This window comes from Stenotrophomonas sp. 78350_Sma, assembly GCF_056482105.1.
In genome coordinates this window covers 603,520-619,785 of the sequence record NZ_CM151182.1, presented here as the reverse complement: position 1 = coordinate 619,785, position 16,266 = coordinate 603,520, and the positions used below count along the sequence as shown (strand labels likewise).

General features: G+C 67.4%; 16 protein-coding genes. 12 read left to right on the top strand and 4 right to left on the bottom strand.

Annotated features, from left to right (window positions below; genetic code table 11):
* The first annotated feature begins 96 nt into the window (after window positions 1-96).
* The 5 genes from ACZK4H_RS02745 (at window position 97) to ACZK4H_RS02725 (ending at window position 6,111) form a co-directional block, all read left to right on the top strand.
* Window positions 97-1,575, top strand: a complete 1,479-nt coding sequence (locus tag ACZK4H_RS02745) for a leucyl aminopeptidase (protein WP_099551391.1) — start codon at window positions 97-99, stop codon at window positions 1,573-1,575.
* A gap of 82 nt (window positions 1,576-1,657) precedes the next feature.
* Window positions 1,658-2,083 carry a DNA polymerase III subunit chi gene (locus ACZK4H_RS02740; protein ID WP_005415211.1) on the top strand — a complete coding sequence of 142 codons (426 nt, stop codon included), beginning with the start codon at window positions 1,658-1,660 and terminating at the stop codon, window positions 2,081-2,083.
* Between the two features lie 19 nt (window positions 2,084-2,102).
* Complete coding sequence (locus ACZK4H_RS02735; protein ID WP_014035920.1) at window positions 2,103-2,294, top strand: YqaE/Pmp3 family membrane protein; 192 nt, start codon at window positions 2,103-2,105, stop codon at window positions 2,292-2,294.
* Window positions 2,295-2,327: 33 nt separating this feature from the next.
* Complete coding sequence (locus tag ACZK4H_RS02730) at window positions 2,328-5,156, top strand: valine--tRNA ligase (RefSeq protein ID WP_099551392.1); 2,829 nt, start codon at window positions 2,328-2,330, stop codon at window positions 5,154-5,156.
* A 133-nt stretch (window positions 5,157-5,289) separates the two neighbouring features.
* Window positions 5,290-6,111 carry an EamA family transporter gene (locus ACZK4H_RS02725; protein WP_099551393.1) on the top strand — a complete coding sequence of 274 codons (822 nt, stop codon included), beginning with the start codon at window positions 5,290-5,292 and terminating at the stop codon, window positions 6,109-6,111.
* A 36-nt stretch (window positions 6,112-6,147) separates the two neighbouring features.
* On the opposite strand, the gene rimI is transcribed toward ACZK4H_RS02725, so the two are convergent.
* From rimI to pssA, 3 genes are read right to left on the bottom strand one after another with little or no spacing between them, the layout of a single operon-like run.
* On the bottom strand, window positions 6,148-6,645 hold the full coding sequence (gene rimI, locus ACZK4H_RS02720; protein ID WP_099551394.1) for a ribosomal protein S18-alanine N-acetyltransferase: 498 nt from the start codon (window positions 6,643-6,645) through the stop codon (window positions 6,148-6,150).
* Window positions 6,642-7,151 (bottom strand): hypothetical protein, encoded by a 510-nt coding sequence (locus tag ACZK4H_RS02715; RefSeq protein WP_099551395.1) that lies wholly within the window; start codon window positions 7,149-7,151, stop codon window positions 6,642-6,644. Before ACZK4H_RS02715 ends, rimI begins: the two co-directional genes overlap by 4 nt.
* On the bottom strand, window positions 7,148-7,924 hold the full coding sequence (gene pssA, locus ACZK4H_RS02710; RefSeq protein ID WP_099551396.1) for a CDP-diacylglycerol--serine O-phosphatidyltransferase: 777 nt from the start codon (window positions 7,922-7,924) through the stop codon (window positions 7,148-7,150). The genes ACZK4H_RS02715 and pssA overlap by 4 nt, the downstream gene beginning before the upstream one ends.
* An 80-nt stretch (window positions 7,925-8,004) precedes the next feature.
* On the opposite strand from pssA, the gene ACZK4H_RS02705 reads away from it, so the two are divergent.
* The 3 genes from ACZK4H_RS02705 to ACZK4H_RS02695 all read left to right on the top strand — a co-directional run bounded on the left by ACZK4H_RS02705 (window position 8,005) and on the right by ACZK4H_RS02695 (window position 11,251).
* Window positions 8,005-8,379, top strand: coding sequence for a DUF4124 domain-containing protein (locus ACZK4H_RS02705; RefSeq protein ID WP_099551437.1), 375 nt, complete (start codon window positions 8,005-8,007; stop codon window positions 8,377-8,379).
* Between the two features lie 562 nt (window positions 8,380-8,941).
* The gene (locus tag ACZK4H_RS02700) at window positions 8,942-10,645 is read left to right on the top strand and encodes a proline--tRNA ligase (protein WP_099551397.1); all 1,704 of its coding nucleotides are present in this window, start codon (window positions 8,942-8,944) and stop codon (window positions 10,643-10,645) included.
* A 222-nt stretch (window positions 10,646-10,867) separates the two neighbouring features.
* Window positions 10,868-11,251: an H-NS histone family protein gene (locus tag ACZK4H_RS02695; protein ID WP_099551398.1), complete on the top strand. Its 384-nt coding sequence runs from the start codon at window positions 10,868-10,870 to the stop codon at window positions 11,249-11,251.
* Between the two features lie 133 nt (window positions 11,252-11,384).
* On the opposite strand, the gene ACZK4H_RS02690 is transcribed toward ACZK4H_RS02695, so the two are convergent.
* Window positions 11,385-12,644, bottom strand: coding sequence for a threonine/serine exporter family protein (locus ACZK4H_RS02690; protein ID WP_005408003.1), 1,260 nt, complete (start codon window positions 12,642-12,644; stop codon window positions 11,385-11,387).
* A 92-nt stretch (window positions 12,645-12,736) separates the two neighbouring features.
* On the opposite strand from ACZK4H_RS02690, the gene ACZK4H_RS02685 reads away from it, so the two are divergent.
* The 4 genes from ACZK4H_RS02685 to ACZK4H_RS02670 are packed head-to-tail and all read left to right on the top strand — an operon-like array spanning window position 12,737 to window position 16,255.
* Window positions 12,737-13,858 (top strand): ABC transporter permease, encoded by a 1,122-nt coding sequence (locus ACZK4H_RS02685; RefSeq protein ID WP_049427915.1) that lies wholly within the window; start codon window positions 12,737-12,739, stop codon window positions 13,856-13,858.
* A 1-nt stretch (window position 13,859) separates the two neighbouring features.
* Entirely contained in the window at window positions 13,860-14,687 is an 828-nt protein-coding gene (locus ACZK4H_RS02680) for an ABC transporter ATP-binding protein (RefSeq protein ID WP_099551399.1), read from the top strand.
* A gap of 3 nt (window positions 14,688-14,690) precedes the next feature.
* On the top strand, window positions 14,691-15,617 hold the full coding sequence (locus ACZK4H_RS02675) for an MlaD family protein (protein ID WP_033835489.1): 927 nt from the start codon (window positions 14,691-14,693) through the stop codon (window positions 15,615-15,617).
* Entirely contained in the window at window positions 15,614-16,255 is a 642-nt protein-coding gene (locus ACZK4H_RS02670; protein WP_099551400.1) for an ABC-type transport auxiliary lipoprotein family protein, read from the top strand. Before ACZK4H_RS02675 ends, ACZK4H_RS02670 begins: the two co-directional genes overlap by 4 nt.
* The last annotated feature ends 11 nt before the right edge of the window (window positions 16,256-16,266 follow it).

Below are 16,266 nucleotides of genomic sequence, written 5' to 3'. Positions count from 1 at the left end.
GGTTTAAACTCTGGGGTTCGTTCGCGGTGCCGCCCAGTCTACTGTCTGGGCGTAAACGGTCCGCGATTGTACGGACTTGCCAATGGAATCTGCTCAATGGCCCTCGAATTCACCCTGAACCACGTTGCTCCGGCCGCCGCCACCGTTGATTGCCTGGTGGTCGGCGCGTATGCCGACCATACCCTGACCCCGGCCGCACAGGCCCTGGACGCTGCCAGCGGCGGCCGACTGGCCTCGCTGGCCCAGCGCGGCGACCTGTCCGGCAAGACCGGCGCCACCACCCTGCTGCACGACCTGCCGGGCGTGTCCGCCCCGCGCGTGCTGGTGGTCGGCCTCGGCGACGCCGCCCGCTTCGGTGTGCCGCAGTACCTGAAGGCCGTTGGCGACGCCGTGCGCGCGCTGAAGGCCGGCGCTGCCCGCAGCGCACTGTTCACCCTGTCCGAAGTGGCCATCAAGGACCGCGACGCGGCCTGGGCGATCCGCCAGGCGGTGATCGCCGCCGATCATGCCGCCTACCGCTACACCGCCACCCTGGGCAAGAAGAAGGCCGACGACGCCGGCCTGGCCCAGCTGGCCATCGCCGGTGACGACGCCCAGGCCCTGGCCCAGGGCCAGGCCATCGCCGCCGGTGTCGAGTTCGCCCGCGAGCTGGGCAACCTGCCGCCGAACTACTGCACCCCGGCCTACCTGGCCGAAGTGGGCGTGAAGTTCGCCGGCGAGCACGACGGTGCCGAGGCCGAGATCCTCGACGAGCACCAGATGGAAGCACTGGGCATGGGCTCGCTGCTGGCCGTGGCCCGTGGTTCGGCCAACCGCCCGCGCCTGGTGGTGCTGAAGTGGACCGGTGCCGGCGACGCCAAGCCCTATGTGCTGGTCGGCAAGGGCATCACCTTCGATACCGGTGGCGTCAACCTGAAGACCCAGGGCGGCATCGAGGAAATGAAGTACGACATGTGCGGTGGCGCCAACGTCATCGGCACCTTCGTCGCCGCGGTCAAGGCCAAGCTGCCGCTGAACCTCGTCGTGGTGGTGCCGGCGGTGGAAAACGCCATCGACGGCAACGCCTACCGCCCGTCCGACGTGATCACCTCGATGTCGGGCAAGACCATCGAAGTCGGCAACACCGACGCCGAAGGCCGCCTGATCCTGTGCGACGCACTGACCTACGCGCAGCGCTTCGAACCGGCCGCGCTGGTCGACGTCGCCACCCTGACCGGTGCCTGCATGGTGGCCCTGGGTCACCAGACCGCCGGCCTGATGAGCAAGCACGACGATCTGGCCAACGAACTGCTGGCCGCCGGCGAGCACGTGTTCGACCGCGCCTGGCGCCTGCCGCTGTGGGACGAGTACCAGCCGATGCTGGATTCGACCTTCGCCGACGTCTACAACATCGGCGGCCGCTGGGCCGGTGCGATCACCGCTGGCTGCTTCCTGTCGCGCTTCGCCGAAGGCCAGCGCTGGGCCCACCTGGACATCGCCGGCGTGGCCAGCGATGAAGGCAAGCGTGGCATGGCCACCGGCCGCCCGGTCGGCCTGCTGAGCCAGTGGCTGCTGGACCAGGCCGCCCGCGCCTGATGCCGTACCCGACCCTGGCCGGCTCCCGCCGGCCGGGGCCTCGCCCGGCACCGCCGGAACCCTGCCTGACCCGGACCCTGCCATGCCCCGCGCCGACTTCTATCTGATCGCCAAGCCCCGCTTCCTGACCGAGCCGTTGCGCCTGGTCTGCGAGCTGGCACGCAAGGCCAACGACGCCGGGCTGTTCACCCTGGTGCTGGCCCGCGACCAGGCCCAGGCCGAAGAGCTGGACGAGCTGTTGTGGGCGTTCGACAACGACGCTTACATCCCGCACCAGATCGCCGGCGAGGACATGGACGAGGAAGAAGCCCTGGTGCTGATCGCCGTGCCCGGCACCGAGGCACCGGCGCGCCCGCTGGTGATCAACCTGCGCGACGAGCCCTGGCTGGGCCAGTGCGAGCGCGTGCTGGAAGTGGTTCCGGCCGATCCGGAAGCGCGCGAACCGCTGCGCGAGCGCTGGCGCCAGTACAAGGCCGCCGGTTACGACCTGAACAAGCACGACATGTAAGTCCCGCGAGGACCCCTTGATGCGCCTGCTGATCGCCCTGATTCTTCCCTGGCTGTCCTTTTTCACCATCGGCCGGCCGCTGGCCGGGATCGTCTGCCTGATCCTGCAGATCACCCTGATCGGCTGGTTGCCCGCCGCCATCTGGGCCGCCTACGCGGTCAGCCAGTACCACACCGACCAGAAGATCCGGCGCGCCCTCGGGTCGCGCTGATCTCCCTTCCGCCTTGATTACCGGTTCCCCCGCATGACCCAACTCGCCTCCAGCTACGACCCGAAGTCCTTCGAGACCGACCTCTACGAGGCCTGGGAGAAGGCCGGCCACTTCAAGCCGTCCGGCACGGGCGAGCCGTACACCATCCTGCTGCCGCCGCCGAACGTGACCGGCACCCTGCACATGGGCCACGCCTTCCAGCAGACCCTGATGGACGCGCTGGTGCGCTACCACCGCATGCGCGGCTACGACACGCTGTGGCAGGTCGGTACCGACCACGCCGGCATCGCCACCGAAATGGTGGTCAGCCGCAACCTGGCGCTGGAAGGCAAGGGCGAGACCCGCGATTCGCTGGGCCGCGAAGGCTTCATCGGCAAGGTCTGGGAGTGGAAGCAGCAGTCCGGCGACACCATCGAACGCCAGATGCGCCGCCTGGGCACGTCGGCCGACTGGTCGCGCAGCACCTTCACCATGGACCCGCAGCCGTCGGCGGCAGTGAACGAAGCCTTCGTGCGCTGGTACGAACAGGGCCTGATCTACCGTGGCCAGCGCCTGGTCAACTGGGACCCGGTGCTGAAGACCGCCATTTCCGACCTGGAAGTGGAGAGCGCCGAGGAAGACGGCTTCCTGTGGTCGATCGCCTACACGCTGGATGACGGCCTGAGCTACGAGCACGTCGAGCGCGATGCCGACGGCGTGGAAACCCTGCGCGAAACCCGCGACTACCTGGTCGTTGCCACCACCCGCCCGGAAACCCTGCTGGGCGATACCGCGGTGATGGTGCACCCGGAAGACGAGCGTTACGCGCACCTGATCGGCAAGAGCGTGGTGCTGCCGCTGACCGGCCGTCGCGTGCCGGTGATCGCCGACGACTACGTGGACCGCGCGTTCGGCACCGGCGTGGTCAAGGTCACCCCGGCGCACGATTTCAACGACTATGAAGTGGGCGTGCGCCACAGCCTGCCGATGATCAACCTGTTCACCCCGGTGGCAGCGCTGAACGAAAACGCACCTGAGCGCTTCCAGGGGCTGGACCGCTACGAAGCACGCAAGGCCGTGCTGGCCGAGCTGGAAGACCTGGGCATCCTGGTCGAGACCAAGGCGCACAAGCTGCAGGTGCCGCGTGGCGACCGTACCGGCCAGGTGATCGAGCCCTACCTGACCGACCAGTGGTTCGTGAAGATGGACGACCTGGCCAAGCGTGGCCTGGAACTGGTCGAAGACGGTTCGATCTCGTTCGTGCCGCCGAACTGGATCAACACCTACCGCCACTGGATGAACAACATCCAGGACTGGTGCATCAGCCGCCAGCTGTGGTGGGGCCACCGCATCCCGGCGTGGTTCGACGAAGCCACCGGCAGCTGCTACGTCGGGCGCAGCGAAGAGGAAGTGCGGGCAAAGCACAACCTGGGCAGCGAGGTGGTGCTGAACCAGGAAAGCGACGTGCTGGAGACCTGGTTCTCCTCGCAGCTGTGGCCGTTCTCCACCCTGGGCTGGCCGAACGAGCAGGCCATGGCCGAGCGTGGCTTTGATCGCTACCTGCCGTCGTCGGTGCTGATCACCGGCTTCGACATCATCTTCTTCTGGGTGGCGCGCATGATCATGGCCACCGACAACCTGGTCGGGAAGATCCCGTTCAAGGACGTCTACTTCACCGGCCTGATCCGCGACGGCCAGGGCCAGAAGATGTCCAAGAGCAAGGGCAACGTGCTCGACCCGCTGGACATCATCGACGGCATCACCATCGACGACCTGGTCGCCAAGCGCACCGGCGGTCTGATGCAGCCGAAGATGGTGGAGAAGATCGAGAAGGCCACCCGCAAGGAATTCCCGGACGGCATTGCTGCCCATGGTGCCGATGCGCTGCGCTTCACCATCGCTGCGCTGGCCACCCACGGCCGCGACATCAAGTTCGACATGAACCGCGCGGAAGGCTACAAGAACTTCTGCAACAAGCTGTGGAACGCCAGCCGCTTCGCGCTGATGAACACCGAGGGCGCGGCGTTCACCGGCGTTCCCAGGCCGCGTACCGATGCCGAGCGCTGGATCCTCTCGCGCCTGGCCGCCACCACCGCCGAAGCGCAGGGCCACTACGCCAACTACCGCTTCGACCTGCTGGCGCAGTGCCTGTACGAGTTCGCCTGGAACGCGTTCTGCGACTGGTTCCTGGAACTGAGCAAGCCGGCCCTGAACGGTGCCGACGCCGCCGATGCCGAAAGCACCCGCCACACCCTGCTGTACGTACTGGAAGCGCTGCTGCGCCTGCTGCACCCGCTGACCCCGTTCATTACCGAACAGCTGTGGCAGCAGCTGGCCCCGCGCCTGGGCCTGGCCGAAACCACGCTGTCGCTGCGCCCGTACCCGACCGCGGCCGAGTTCGAAGGCGATTTCGCCCAGGCCGAGGCCGACGTGGAATGGCTGAAGGCGGTGATCAGTGCCGTGCGCCGCGTGCGCAGCGAACTGAACGTCGCCCCGTCCAAGCTGGTGCCGCTGCGCCTGCAGGCCGGGCTGGAACAGGACCGCGTGCGCATCGAACGCTTCAGCGCCTCGCTGTCGTTCCTGCTCAAGCTGGACAGCATCCAGTGGCTGGCCGAAGGCGAAAGCGCACCGCCGGCCGCCGCCGCGATCGTCGGTGAACTGAAGCTGCTGGTGCCGCTGGAAGGCCTGGTCGATCTCGATGCAGAGCGCGTGCGCCTGGACAAGGAAATCGCCCGCGTCGAAGCCGAAAAGGAAAAGAGCGAGACCAAGCTGGCCAAGTTCACCGACAAGGTGCCGCCGGCCGTGGTCGAGCAGGAGCGCGTGCGGCTGGCCGACTGGAACACCCAGCTGGCCGGCCTGCGCGAGCAGCGCGCGAAGCTGTAACGTCGCACCCTGGTGCGTGCCAACCAAGGTTGGCACCTACCACAGTGGAAAACGTTGGCACCCATCGAAGCGGAATCGGAAACGCCGGGCAATGCCCGGCGTTTCCATTTCCCCCGCATGGCATCATCGCCCGATGCCTCTTTCCATCTTCCTGCTGGTCCTCGCGGCGGCGGCCCTGCACGCCAGCTGGAATGCGATCGTCAAACGCGGGCCGGACAAGTTCCTCGGCACCGTGCTGGTCACCGGCAGCGCCGCGCTGCTGTCGGCGGCCGCCCTGCCCTTCCTGCCGTTCCCGGCCGCGCACAGCTGGCCCTGGCTGGCTGCATCCGTGCTGCTGCAGGTGACCTATTACGGCCTGGTGGCACGCTGCTACCAGCAGGTCGACATGAGCCTGGCCTATCCGCTGATGCGTGGCAGCGCGCCGATCCTGGTTGCGCTGGCCGGCACTCTGCTGGGCGAGCAACTGCCACCTGCCGCGTGGCTGGGCGTGGTACTGGTGAGCACCGGCATCCTGTGCATGGCACTGGGTGCACGGGGCGGCCAGCTGCGCCTGCCACTGCTGACCGCGGCAATGATCGCCACCTACACCCTGGTCGATGCGCAGGGTGCGCGCCAGTCCGGCAGCGCGCTCAGTTACACGCTGTGGCTGTTCCTGCTGTCCGGCATTCCGCTGCCACTGTGGGCGTTGTACACCCGGCGTGGTGCGGTGTTGGTCTATGCACGCCAGCATTGGCCACTGGGCCTGGCCGGCGGCATCGGCACCACGGCGTCCTATGCGATGGCCTTGTGGGCGATGACCCAGGCCCCGGTGGCGATGGTCTCGGCACTGCGTGAATCGTCGATCCTGTTCGCGCTGCTGATCTCGGTGTTCCTGCTGGGCGAGCGGATCCCGCGTGCGCGCTGGCTGGCGGCGTCGCTCATCGTCGGCGGCGTATTGGCCTTGCGGCTGGCGTAGAGGCTGTGCCGGCCGCTGGCCGGCAACCCTTCTCCACTACAACGGCGGCATCGCCTGCAGGTCGCCGTCGACCAGCTCGATCGCCATCACCACCGCATCCTCGCGGCCCTGTGCCGCCGGGTAGTAGCGTGGACGGCGGCCGATCTCGTTGAAACCTTCGCTGTGGTACAGGGCCAGCGCAGGTGTATTGGACGGACGCACTTCCAGGAACACGCGGTGGGCACCCCGGTTGCCCGCCAGCTGCACCAGTGCGCGCAGCAGTTGGCGACCCAGCCCACGCGACTGCGCCAGCGGATCGATGCAGATGTTCAACACATGTGCCTCGTCGGCGGCAATGCTGAGCACGCCGTAGCCGATCAGCTGGCCATCGCGCTCCATCGCCAGGCCGGGATAACCGGCACGCAGGCAATCAACGAAGATGCCGCGGGTCCATGGAAACGGATAGCCACGCACTTCGATCGCCATCACCGCATTGAGGTCGCTCTCGCGCAATGCGCGCAGGCTGACCGGGCCGGGCTGGCTGACCGCGCTCATGCACTGCCCCGCTTGCGCAGGGCACGCAACTGCGGCCACAACGCACGCTTGGCGGCCGGATCCCGGCGCAGCTGGTCCAGCGGCCAACTGTCCATCAGCGCCTGCGTGGCGGGATCGCTGGGATTGCAGCCGGAGGCACGCAGCAGTGCGATCTGCAGGCGATCCGGGAGCCGCACCACCGGTTGCCGTGCATTGCCTCCCGGCAGCGGACGGACCGGTGCCGGCGCGGTATCCGGTGCGGTGACGGGGGTCTCGCGACGCGGCGGTGCCGGGCGTTCCTGGCGAGGAGCGGGTGCGGCTTCGGCAGGGTGTTCCCGCATGGAGGCCGAACCCGCCCGCACCGGCTCCACCGAAGCCGCTGCGGCCGCATCGGCTTCGGCCACGCTCAATTGCAGCGCGGCGTCCAGTTCGGCGGCCAGCTGGCCGTCGTGATACACGGTGTAGCCCATGGCCTGCAGCCAGGCCTGCTGGGCCGGTGACCACAGCACGGGCAGGTCCTGGCTCACGCGGCCTCGGGCTTCTTGCGCAGGCGCTGCACGGCCCACATCACCGGGCCGGACAAGGCGTACAGGATGCCCACCACGAACAGCACACGCGGCAGATCAATGACCGCGATGGCGATCGCCACCGGCACCAGGGCCAGCACCAGGAATGGCACACGGTCGGAACGGCTGCCCTTGGCGGCACCGCCCTTGAAGCTCCAGAAGCGGATGCGGCTGACCATCAGCAATGCCGCGACGATCGTCACCGCCAGCGCCACGTAGCGCAGCTGGTTGCCGTCCCAGCCCAGGTTGCCATCGGCAAAGGCCCAGACGAAGGACATCATCAGGCCTGCCGCAGCCGGGCTGGCCAGGCCGACGAACCAGCGCTTGTCGACCACCGCCACCTGGGTGTTGAAACGGGCCAGGCGCAGTGCCGCGCAGGCGGCATACAGGAACGCCACCGCCCAGCCGACCCGCCCGAGCAGCGGGTCATCGAACTTCAGCCACGACAGCGACCAGTGGTACATCACCAGTGCCGGGGCCATGCCGAAGCTGACCAGGTCGGCCAGGGAGTCGTACTGCACGCCGAATTCGCTGCTGGTGCCGGTCAGGCGCGCCACGCGCCCGTCCAGGCCGTCCATCACCGCCGCCACGAACACGGCGATGCTGGCATTGACGAAATCCCCGTTGGCCGCGGCGATGATCGCGTAGAAGCCGGCGAACAGGCCAGCGGTGGTGAACAGGTTGGGCAGCAGGTAAATCGTGCGCGAACGCGGCGGCGGTGTGATCGGGTCCATGGAATCCAGTTTAATCGACTTGCCAGTGCTCGGCGCCAATGCTGCAATCGGCGTTCTACGCCCATTCCATGGAGTTTGCCATGCGTGCCCTGTCCTGCCTTGGATGCCTGCTGCTGTTGGCCAGTGCCAACGCCGTGGCCGGCCCGGTCTACAAATGGAAGGACGCCAATGGCGTGACCCAGTACTCGGAGACCCCGCCGGCCGGCAAGAAGTTCGAGACCCGCGAGCAGGCCCGCAGCCCGCAGGCCGCGGCCAGTGCCGAGACCCCGGCCACACCCGTGCCGGAGCAGTGCAGCACCGCCCGTGCCAACCTGGCCCTGCTGGAAGGCTCCGGCCAGGTGATGCAGGACACCAATGGCGACGGCAAGGCCGATACCGCGTTGACCCCGGAACAGCGCAGCGCGCAGAAGGGATTGGCTGAAGCGGCCATCAAGGCGTACTGCCCGGCGGAGTGAGGGTATCGGCAGGGCTTGCAGCCCTGCACCTGCCGAAGCAACGTCAACGTCAAACGCGGCATTCCGTGGGATGGCAGGGCACTGTGGGTTTGCGGGGCCGCCGTGAACCCGTCCATGGGGGCTTGGTCGCGGCATCCATGCCGCTCACACCCCGCAAACCCACAGTACCCCGCCTTCGACAGTAGGCCGGTGGCCAGTAGATCCACGCCATGCGTGGATGAAATCTGTCAGATCTCGAATTGAATCCGGGGGGTCAGATCCGTTTTCCTGCGGAAAACGGATCTGACCCCCCGGAGCCATTCCGATAGCTCGCAGGAAACTGTCGAAGGCGGGGTGGGTCCGGTTGCGGGAGTGTCCGCGGCATGGATGCCGCGGCCAAGCCCCCAGGGATGGGTTTACGGCGTCTCCCGCAACCGGACCCACCCCGCCATCCCACGGGAAGCCCGCTGTTGCTGTTGCTGTTGACGTTGCTTGAGGCGGGTCCAGGGCGCAGCCCTGCCGATACCCCTCCCCCCGGCCGGGCTGGCAGAATAGGCGTCTCTGCCGTTATCCGAAGCCGACGATGCGCCTCTCCCAGTTCCACCTGCACACCACCAAGGAAACCCCCAGCGACGCCGAGCTCACCAGCCACCGGCTGATGCTGCGCGCGGGCATGATCCGCAAGCTGGCATCGGGCCTCTACACCTGGTCGCCGCTGGGCCTGCGCGTGCTGCGCAAGGTCGAGCGCATCGTGCGCGAGGAAATGGACCGTGCCGGTGCCGTGGAATTCCAGATCCCGACCATCCAGCCGAAGGAACTGTGGGAGCAGACCGGTCGCTGGCAGAAGTTTGGCCCGCAGCTGCTGAAGATCAAGGACCGCAAGGACCAGGTGTTCTGCTACAGCCCGACCGCCGAAGAAGCCGCCTGCGATTTCGCGCGCAGCGAGCTGTCCAGCTACAAGCAGCTGCCGGTGAACTTCTACCAGGTGCAGACCAAGTTCCGCGACGAGATCCGCCCGCGCTTCGGTGTGATGCGTTCGCGCGAGTTCCTGATGAAGGACGCCTATTCGTTCCACCTGCACGATGAATGCCTGGTGCGCGAGTACGAGAACATGAAATCGGCCTACAGCCGCATCTTCACCCGCCTCGGCCTGGATTTCCGCATGGTGCAGGCCGACTCCGGTGCGATCGGCGGTGATGCTTCGCAGGAATTCCACGTGATCGCCGATTCCGGTGAAGACGCGCTGGTGTTCTCCACCGGCTCGGACTACGCAGCAAACATGGAGGCGGCGATTGCGGCCGATCCGGCTCCCCGTGCGGCCGCCAGCGAAGCAATGCGCAAGGTCGACACGCCCACCCAGAAGACCTGCGAGGACGTCGCCGCCCTGCTCGGCATCGACCTGCAGCGCACGGTGAAGTCGGTGGCGCTGATCGCCGGCGAAGGCGAAGCACAGCAGTTCGTGCTGGTGCTGGTGCGCGGCGACCACGAGGTCAACGAGATCAAGCTGGCCAAGGTTGCTGGCCTGGACGAGCAGCGCTTCGCCAGCGAAGCGGAGATCGCCGATCACCTGGGCAGCGTGCCGGGCTTCCTCGGCCCGGTCGCACCGGCCAAGGCCATCCGCGTGGTGGCCGACCGCGAAGTGGCAGCGATGTCCGACTTCGTCGTCGGCGCCAACGAGGCCGGTTTCCATCTGGCCGGCGTCAACTGGGGCCGTGACCTGCCGGAACCGGAAGTGGCGGACATCCGCAACGTGCGTGCCGGTGACCGCGCGCTGGACGGCGGCGAACTGAAGATCGCCCGCGGCATCGAAGTCGGCCACGTATTCCAGCTCGGCCGCAAGTACGCCGAAGCGCTGGATGCCACCGTGCTGGACGAGAACGGCAAGGCCGCGGTGATGGCGATGGGCTGCTATGGCATCGGTATCTCGCGCGTGGTGGCTGCCGCGATCGAACAGAACCATGACGATGCCGGCATCATCTGGCCGGACGCGATGGCGCCGTGGCAGGTGGTGGTGTGCGTGATCAACCCGAAGGGCGACGCTGCCGTGGCCGACGCCGCTGCCAATCTGCTGCAGGAACTTCGCGACGCCGGCCTCGACGCCGCGCTGGACGACCGTGGCCTGCGCCCGGGCGCGATGTTCGCCGACATGGAACTGATCGGCATCCCGCACCGCGTGGTGGTGAGCGAGCGCGGCCTGGCCGCCGGCACCTACGAGTACCGCTCGCGCCGCGCCAGCGAAGCGGAAAGCCTGGACAAGGCCACCCTGCTGCAGCGACTGCAGGGCTGATCGTAGAAAGACCGGGGCATGCCCCGGTCTTTTTTTGCATTCCCGCCACGTCACCGATATTGCAGCGGACATAATCCGGTCAAAATCGACGCGATGCAGCCGGCATGCCGCCAAGCCCTGTCCCGTCTGCATTTGTGCTTGGAATAATTCATCTCTATTCTGTGCTGCGACGCCATGGACTGGCTCGTCCCGTCCACACATTAGTTTCCGGAGTAACCGTAAATGAGCATTGACCTGACCGGCCTGTCGGCACGCGAACTGGGCGCCCTGATCCGCACCGCCAAGAAGCAGCAGACCATCGTCGCCAAGCGCCGGCCGATCACCAAGGTCCGGGCCCAGCTGTCCAAGCTGGCCAAGACCGAGGGTTACACCATCGAAGAGCTGTTCGGCGGCGCCCCGGCCCCGCGCGCGCGCAAGGCCGCCCCGGCAGCCAAGGCACCGTCCAAGACCGCCGGCCGCAAGCTGGGCAAGGTTGCACCGAAGTACCGCAACCCGGCCAACCCGAAGGAAACCTGGACCGGCCGTGGCAAGCAGCCGCGCTGGATGGCCGAGCTGACCGCCAAGGGCAACAAGAAGCCGGAAGATTTCCTGATCAAGAAGGCCTGAGGGCGGATCGGGTTGGAATGAAAAACGCCGGCGAAAGCCGGCGTTTTCCTTGGATAGCGCCGGGCCATGCCCGGCGAGCGCAGCGGTTGGTTTCCCGATCCGCCGGGCACGGCCCGGCGCTACCGTCCTTCGATCACAACGTCTTGCGGGCCGGCATCAGCAGGTTGCCGAACAGCAGGCCGGCCACCAGCGCCATCACCACGTTGAGTACGGTGAGGAACACGCTCTGGCCGGCACCCACGTCCTGCTGCTGGACCAGGGTCAGTACGCCGCGCAGGCTGGTGCTGCCGGGCACCATCATGATGATGCCGGGCAGGCGGATGATCGCACCCGGGCGGCCAACGAGGCGGCCAAACAGATTGCCACCGGCGGTCAGCAGCATCGCCGACAGGAAGATGCCGGCCGGCGCCCCCCAGGCGTGGCCACCGAACTTGGAGATCGCATAACCAGCCACCGAGGCCGCGATCACCCACGGATAATCGCGGCGGTTGGCCTTGAACAGCATCGCGAAGGCAAACGCCGCGGTCAGCAGTGAACCCCACTCCACCCACGGCCCCTGCGGCCGCGTGGCACGAATCACCGGATCAAGGCCGAGCACATCGGCCAGGGTCACCGCGATCATCGCGCCGACGCTGAGCTTCATGATGGTGGTCAGCGCACCGGCGAAGCGCGCGGTCCCCGATACCCAGTGCTGACTGGCCAGTTCATTGACCGCATTGGTCAGCGACATGCCGGGCAGCAGCACCACCAGCGAGGCGATGATCACCGTGTTGAGGTTGAGTGCGCCGACAAAGGACGCGACCAGGGTTGCGACCATGCCGGCCAGCAGCGCCGCCAGCGCCTCGGCCGCTTCGCGGGTGGCCGGGCGACGGTCGGTGACCATGCCGAGCAGGCCGATCATCAGGCCGATGACTCCGGCGGTCGCGATGTCCAGCCACGGCAGCTTCCACATGCCGGCCACGCCGGCCGCGCCGAGGGTGAACGAAAGAATGGTGCGCAGCTTGCCGCGCCGGCCCGGATCCTTGTCCAGCTGGCGCAGCGCGGTGTGGCCCTGGGCAATGCTCATCCGCCCGTTGGCCACTTCCTCGGCGATGTGGTCGGCGACACTGAGCTTGTGCAGGTCATTCTCACCGGGTGCCAGGCGGATCACGCGGGTGATGTCGCTGGAGCCGATCGCCTGCGCCGGGTCGCTGAAGCTGAGGATGATACCGGTGGGATTCGACCACGGTTCACAATCCAGATCGAGCTGGCGGGCCAGTGCCACCACCGCCGTTTCCAGGCGCTGGGCCGTTGTGCCATAGCTGTGCAGGCGTCCGGCGATCTCGGAAACGAAGGCCACGCGCTGCGCGTAGGTGGCCTGGGGCGTGGGGATCGTGTGAGCGTCTGCGGACATGCGCCGTAGTATTACCTAGGCTGGGCCTTACCGGAGAAATTCATCCGAGTTCGACGCGAAGCCCGATACAGAACGGTTATGCTGCGACCCGAATGGCCCAAGTGACCCCGAACCACGCCCCCCAGCTCGAACAGGATGCCCATGACCCGGGCCTGATCCGCCTGTCCGGCACCTGGACCTTGAAGACCGCGCTGGCCGCGGCCGAAGTCCTGCGCGGCGTTCCCGACACGCTGACCGGCATCGATGCCACCGGCATCGAGAAGATGGATTCGGCCGGCGTGCTGCAGGTACTGCGCGTGGCCCATCGCGCCGACCTTGGCGAGGACGCACTGCAGTTCCGCCCGGATCACCAGGCGCTGGTGTGCACCATCGAGGAAGTGGCCGACGACCGGCCCCGACCCAAGCGCGATTTCGGCGTGCTGGCCGCGCTGGAACGGCTCGGTGTCAGCGTCCATGCCACTGGCCACAACATCAAGGCGCTGTGCAGTTTCCTCGGCGAAAACCTGGTCAAGGCGGCCCGGCTGGTCAAGGAACCCCGTCGCTTCCGCCTGACCGCGACCGTGCACCAGATGGAGCAGGTCGGGCTGGACGCAGTACCACTGGTGGCGCTGCTGTCGTACCTGGTCGGTGCTGTGATCGCCTTCCTCGGTTCGACCATCCTGCGCGACTTCGGCGCCGAGATCTACGTGGTCGAGCTGGTCAACATCGCCTTCCTGCGCGAGTTCGCCGTGCTGCTGACCGCGATCGTGCTGGCCGGCCGCACCGCCAGTGCCTTCACCGCGCAGATCGGCGCCATGAAGGCGCGTGAGGAAATCGATGCGATGCGCACGCTGGGCCTGGACCCGATCGACCTGCTGGTGCTGCCACGCTTGATGGCGCTGCTGGTCACCCTGCCCCTGCTGACCTTCATCGCGATGGTCGCTGGCCTGGCCGGCGGTATCACTGTCGGCGCGTTCGACCTCGACATCCCGCCGCAGATGTACATCGCGCGCATGCACGAGACCATGGAAGTGCGGCACATGCTGGTCGGCCTGTCGAAGGCGCCGGTGTTCGCACTGGTGATCGGCCTGATCGGCTGCCTGGAAGGCCTGAAGGTGGAGGGCACGGCGCAGTCGGTCGGTGAACGCACCACCTCCAGCGTGGTGCAGACCATCTCGCTGGTGATCATCATCGACGCCTTCGCGGCGTTGTGGTTCATGCACATGGACTGGTGACATGAGCACGCATACGACTCCCGAAGAAATCCCCATGCAGGACGGCGAAGGACACGACCTGGCCATCCGCGTGCGCGGGCTGGACAACCGCTTCGGCAGCCAGACCGTGCATGAAGACCTGGACCTGGACGTGCGCCGCGGCGAGATCCTGGGCGTGGTCGGTGGCTCGGGCACCGGCAAGTCGGTGCTGATGCGTTCGATCCTCGGCCTGCGCACGCCCGATGCCGGCCAGATCGAAGTGCTCGGCCGCGATGCGCGTGCCGACGATGCCGAGAGCCGCCTGCACATCGAGCGCAATACCGGCGTGCTGTTCCAGGACGGCGCCCTGTTCTCGTCGCTGACCGTGGGCGAGAACGTACAGGTGCCGCTGAAGGAACACCACCGCGAACTGCCCGAGCGCTGGCACTACGAACTGGCGCTGCTGAAAGTGAAGCTGGCCGGCCTGCCCGCCGATGCGATCAACAAGCTGCCCTCGCAGCTGTCCGGCGGCATGCGCAAGCGTGCGGGCCTGGCCCGGGCGCTGGCGCTGGACCCACCCCTGCTGTTCCTGGATGAACCCACTGCCGGCCTCGACCCGATTGGTGCGGCGGCATTTGACCGCCTGATCAAGACCCTGCAGGAAGCGCTGGGGCTGACCGTGTTCCTGATCACCCACGACCTGGACACGCTGTATGCGATCTGCGACCGGGTGGCGGTGATCGCCGACCGCAGGGTGGTGGCCAACGCGCCGCTGCCGGACATCGAGAAACTGGATCATCCGTGGATCCAGGAATACTTCCACGGACCGCGTGCGCGTGCCGCGCGCGGCGAACAGATCGAGAGTGCCTGAGCCATGGAAACCAAAGCCAACTACGTGCTGATCGGCGCGTTCACCCTGATCACCGGCCTGGCCCTGCTGGCCTTCGGCCTGTGGGCGGCCAAGTACTCCTCCGACCGCACCTGGCAGGAATACCGCGTGGTGTTCCGCGAGGCGGTGACCGGCCTGTCGGTGGGCAGTCCGGTGCAGTACAACGGCATCGCGGTCGGTTCGATCATCGAACTGAACCTGGTGCCGGACGACCCGCGCCAGGTGGTCGCGCGCATCCGCCTGAACTCGACCACCCCGGTCAAGACCGATACCCGTGCCAAGCTGGCGATCACCAGCCTGACCGGGCCATCGATCATCCAGCTCAGCGGCGGCACGCCGCAGTCGCCGGCGCTGACCACGGTCAACAAGGATCCGGCCCCGATCATCCCGACCACGCCATCGGCGCTGCAGAACATCACCGACGTCGCCAACCGCATCGTCGAGCGCATGGACCAGATCCTCAGCGACCGCAACGTGGCCTCGATCAACGCCACGCTGGCCAACCTGGAGACCATCAGCGGCGGCCTGGCCGACCGCGATCAGGGCACCCAGGCGCTGCTGCTCAGCGCGCGCGATGCCGCACGCAGCCTGGACACCACGCTGAAGACCACCAACGGCACCATCGAGCGCCTGGACAAGAACCTGGTGCAGCAGCTGCCGGGCATCATCGACAAGCTGGACGGCACCCTGGCCAAGCTTGACTCGGCCGCCGGCAATGCAGATTCGATCCTTGGCGAGAACCGCGCCGCGATCAACAGCTTCGCCAACGATGGCCTCGGCCAGCTCGGCCCGACGCTGACCGAACTGCGCGGCCTGATCCGCGACCTGCGCCGGGTCAGCGACCGCCTCGAGAACAACCCCGCGCGCTATCTGCTGGGCCGCGACGCACCGAAGGAGTTCGAACCCAAATGAGCCCGATGCCCCTTCCGCGCCTGCTGCTGGCCGCTTCGCTGGTCACCCTGCTGGGCGGCTGCTCCATCCTTGGCAGCAGCGAGAAAACCGCAGTGACGCTGTACTCGCCCGCCGTGCAGGTGAAGGCCGATCCGGCGTGGCCGCAGGCAAGCTGGCAGCTGGTACTGGCCAAGCCCAGCGCCGCACGCATGGTCGACAGCCCGCGCATCAACGTGCGGCCGACCCCGTCGCAGCTGGAGATCTACAAGGGCGCCAGCTGGGCACAGCCGGCCACCGACATGATCGAGGACACCCTGCTGCGTGGCTTCGAGGACTCCGGCCGCATCCGCGGCGTGGCCCGCAGTACCGCCGGCATCCGCGCCGACTACAAGCTGTCCACCGACGTACGCCGCTTCGAATCGGACTACCAGGGCCAGGCGACGCCGACGGTGGTGATCGAGGTCAACGCCAAGCTGATCCACGTCGCCGACCAGCGCGTGGTGGCCGACCGCACCTTCCGCCAGGCACAGCCGGTCGGCAGCACCGATGTGCCGGCCGTGACCGCCGCGTTCGAGCGCGGCCTGCAGCAGCTGGCGCAGGACATGGTGGGCTGGACGCTGGTCAGCGGGCAGAACGACACCACGGCGGCCAAGCGCTGACCCCCGTCCGT

Bases quoted from the DNA above. Each gene is read 5' to 3' on its own strand.
- ACZK4H_RS02745 (WP_099551391.1), top strand. From the start codon at position 97: ATGGCCCTCGAATTCACCCTGAACCACGTTGCTCCGGCCGCCGCCACC.
- ACZK4H_RS02740 (WP_005415211.1), top strand. From the start codon at position 1,658: ATGCCCCGCGCCGACTTCTATCTGATCGCCAAGCCCCGCTTCCTGACC.
- ACZK4H_RS02735 (WP_014035920.1), top strand. From the start codon at position 2,103: ATGCGCCTGCTGATCGCCCTGATTCTTCCCTGGCTGTCCTTTTTCACC.
- ACZK4H_RS02730 (WP_099551392.1), top strand. From the start codon at position 2,328: ATGACCCAACTCGCCTCCAGCTACGACCCGAAGTCCTTCGAGACCGAC.
- ACZK4H_RS02725 (WP_099551393.1), top strand. From the start codon at position 5,290: ATGCCTCTTTCCATCTTCCTGCTGGTCCTCGCGGCGGCGGCCCTGCAC.
- rimI (WP_099551394.1), bottom strand. From the start codon at position 6,645: ATGAGCGCGGTCAGCCAGCCCGGCCCGGTCAGCCTGCGCGCATTGCGC.
- pssA (WP_099551396.1), bottom strand. From the start codon at position 7,924: ATGGACCCGATCACACCGCCGCCGCGTTCGCGCACGATTTACCTGCTG.
- ACZK4H_RS02705 (WP_099551437.1), top strand. From the start codon at position 8,005: ATGCGTGCCCTGTCCTGCCTTGGATGCCTGCTGCTGTTGGCCAGTGCC.
- ACZK4H_RS02700 (WP_099551397.1), top strand. From the start codon at position 8,942: ATGCGCCTCTCCCAGTTCCACCTGCACACCACCAAGGAAACCCCCAGC.
- ACZK4H_RS02695 (WP_099551398.1), top strand. From the start codon at position 10,868: ATGAGCATTGACCTGACCGGCCTGTCGGCACGCGAACTGGGCGCCCTG.
- ACZK4H_RS02690 (WP_005408003.1), bottom strand. From the start codon at position 12,644: ATGTCCGCAGACGCTCACACGATCCCCACGCCCCAGGCCACCTACGCG.
- ACZK4H_RS02685 (WP_049427915.1), top strand. From the start codon at position 12,737: ATGGCCCAAGTGACCCCGAACCACGCCCCCCAGCTCGAACAGGATGCC.
- ACZK4H_RS02680 (WP_099551399.1), top strand. From the start codon at position 13,860: ATGAGCACGCATACGACTCCCGAAGAAATCCCCATGCAGGACGGCGAA.
- ACZK4H_RS02675 (WP_033835489.1), top strand. From the start codon at position 14,691: ATGGAAACCAAAGCCAACTACGTGCTGATCGGCGCGTTCACCCTGATC.
- ACZK4H_RS02670 (WP_099551400.1), top strand. From the start codon at position 15,614: ATGAGCCCGATGCCCCTTCCGCGCCTGCTGCTGGCCGCTTCGCTGGTC.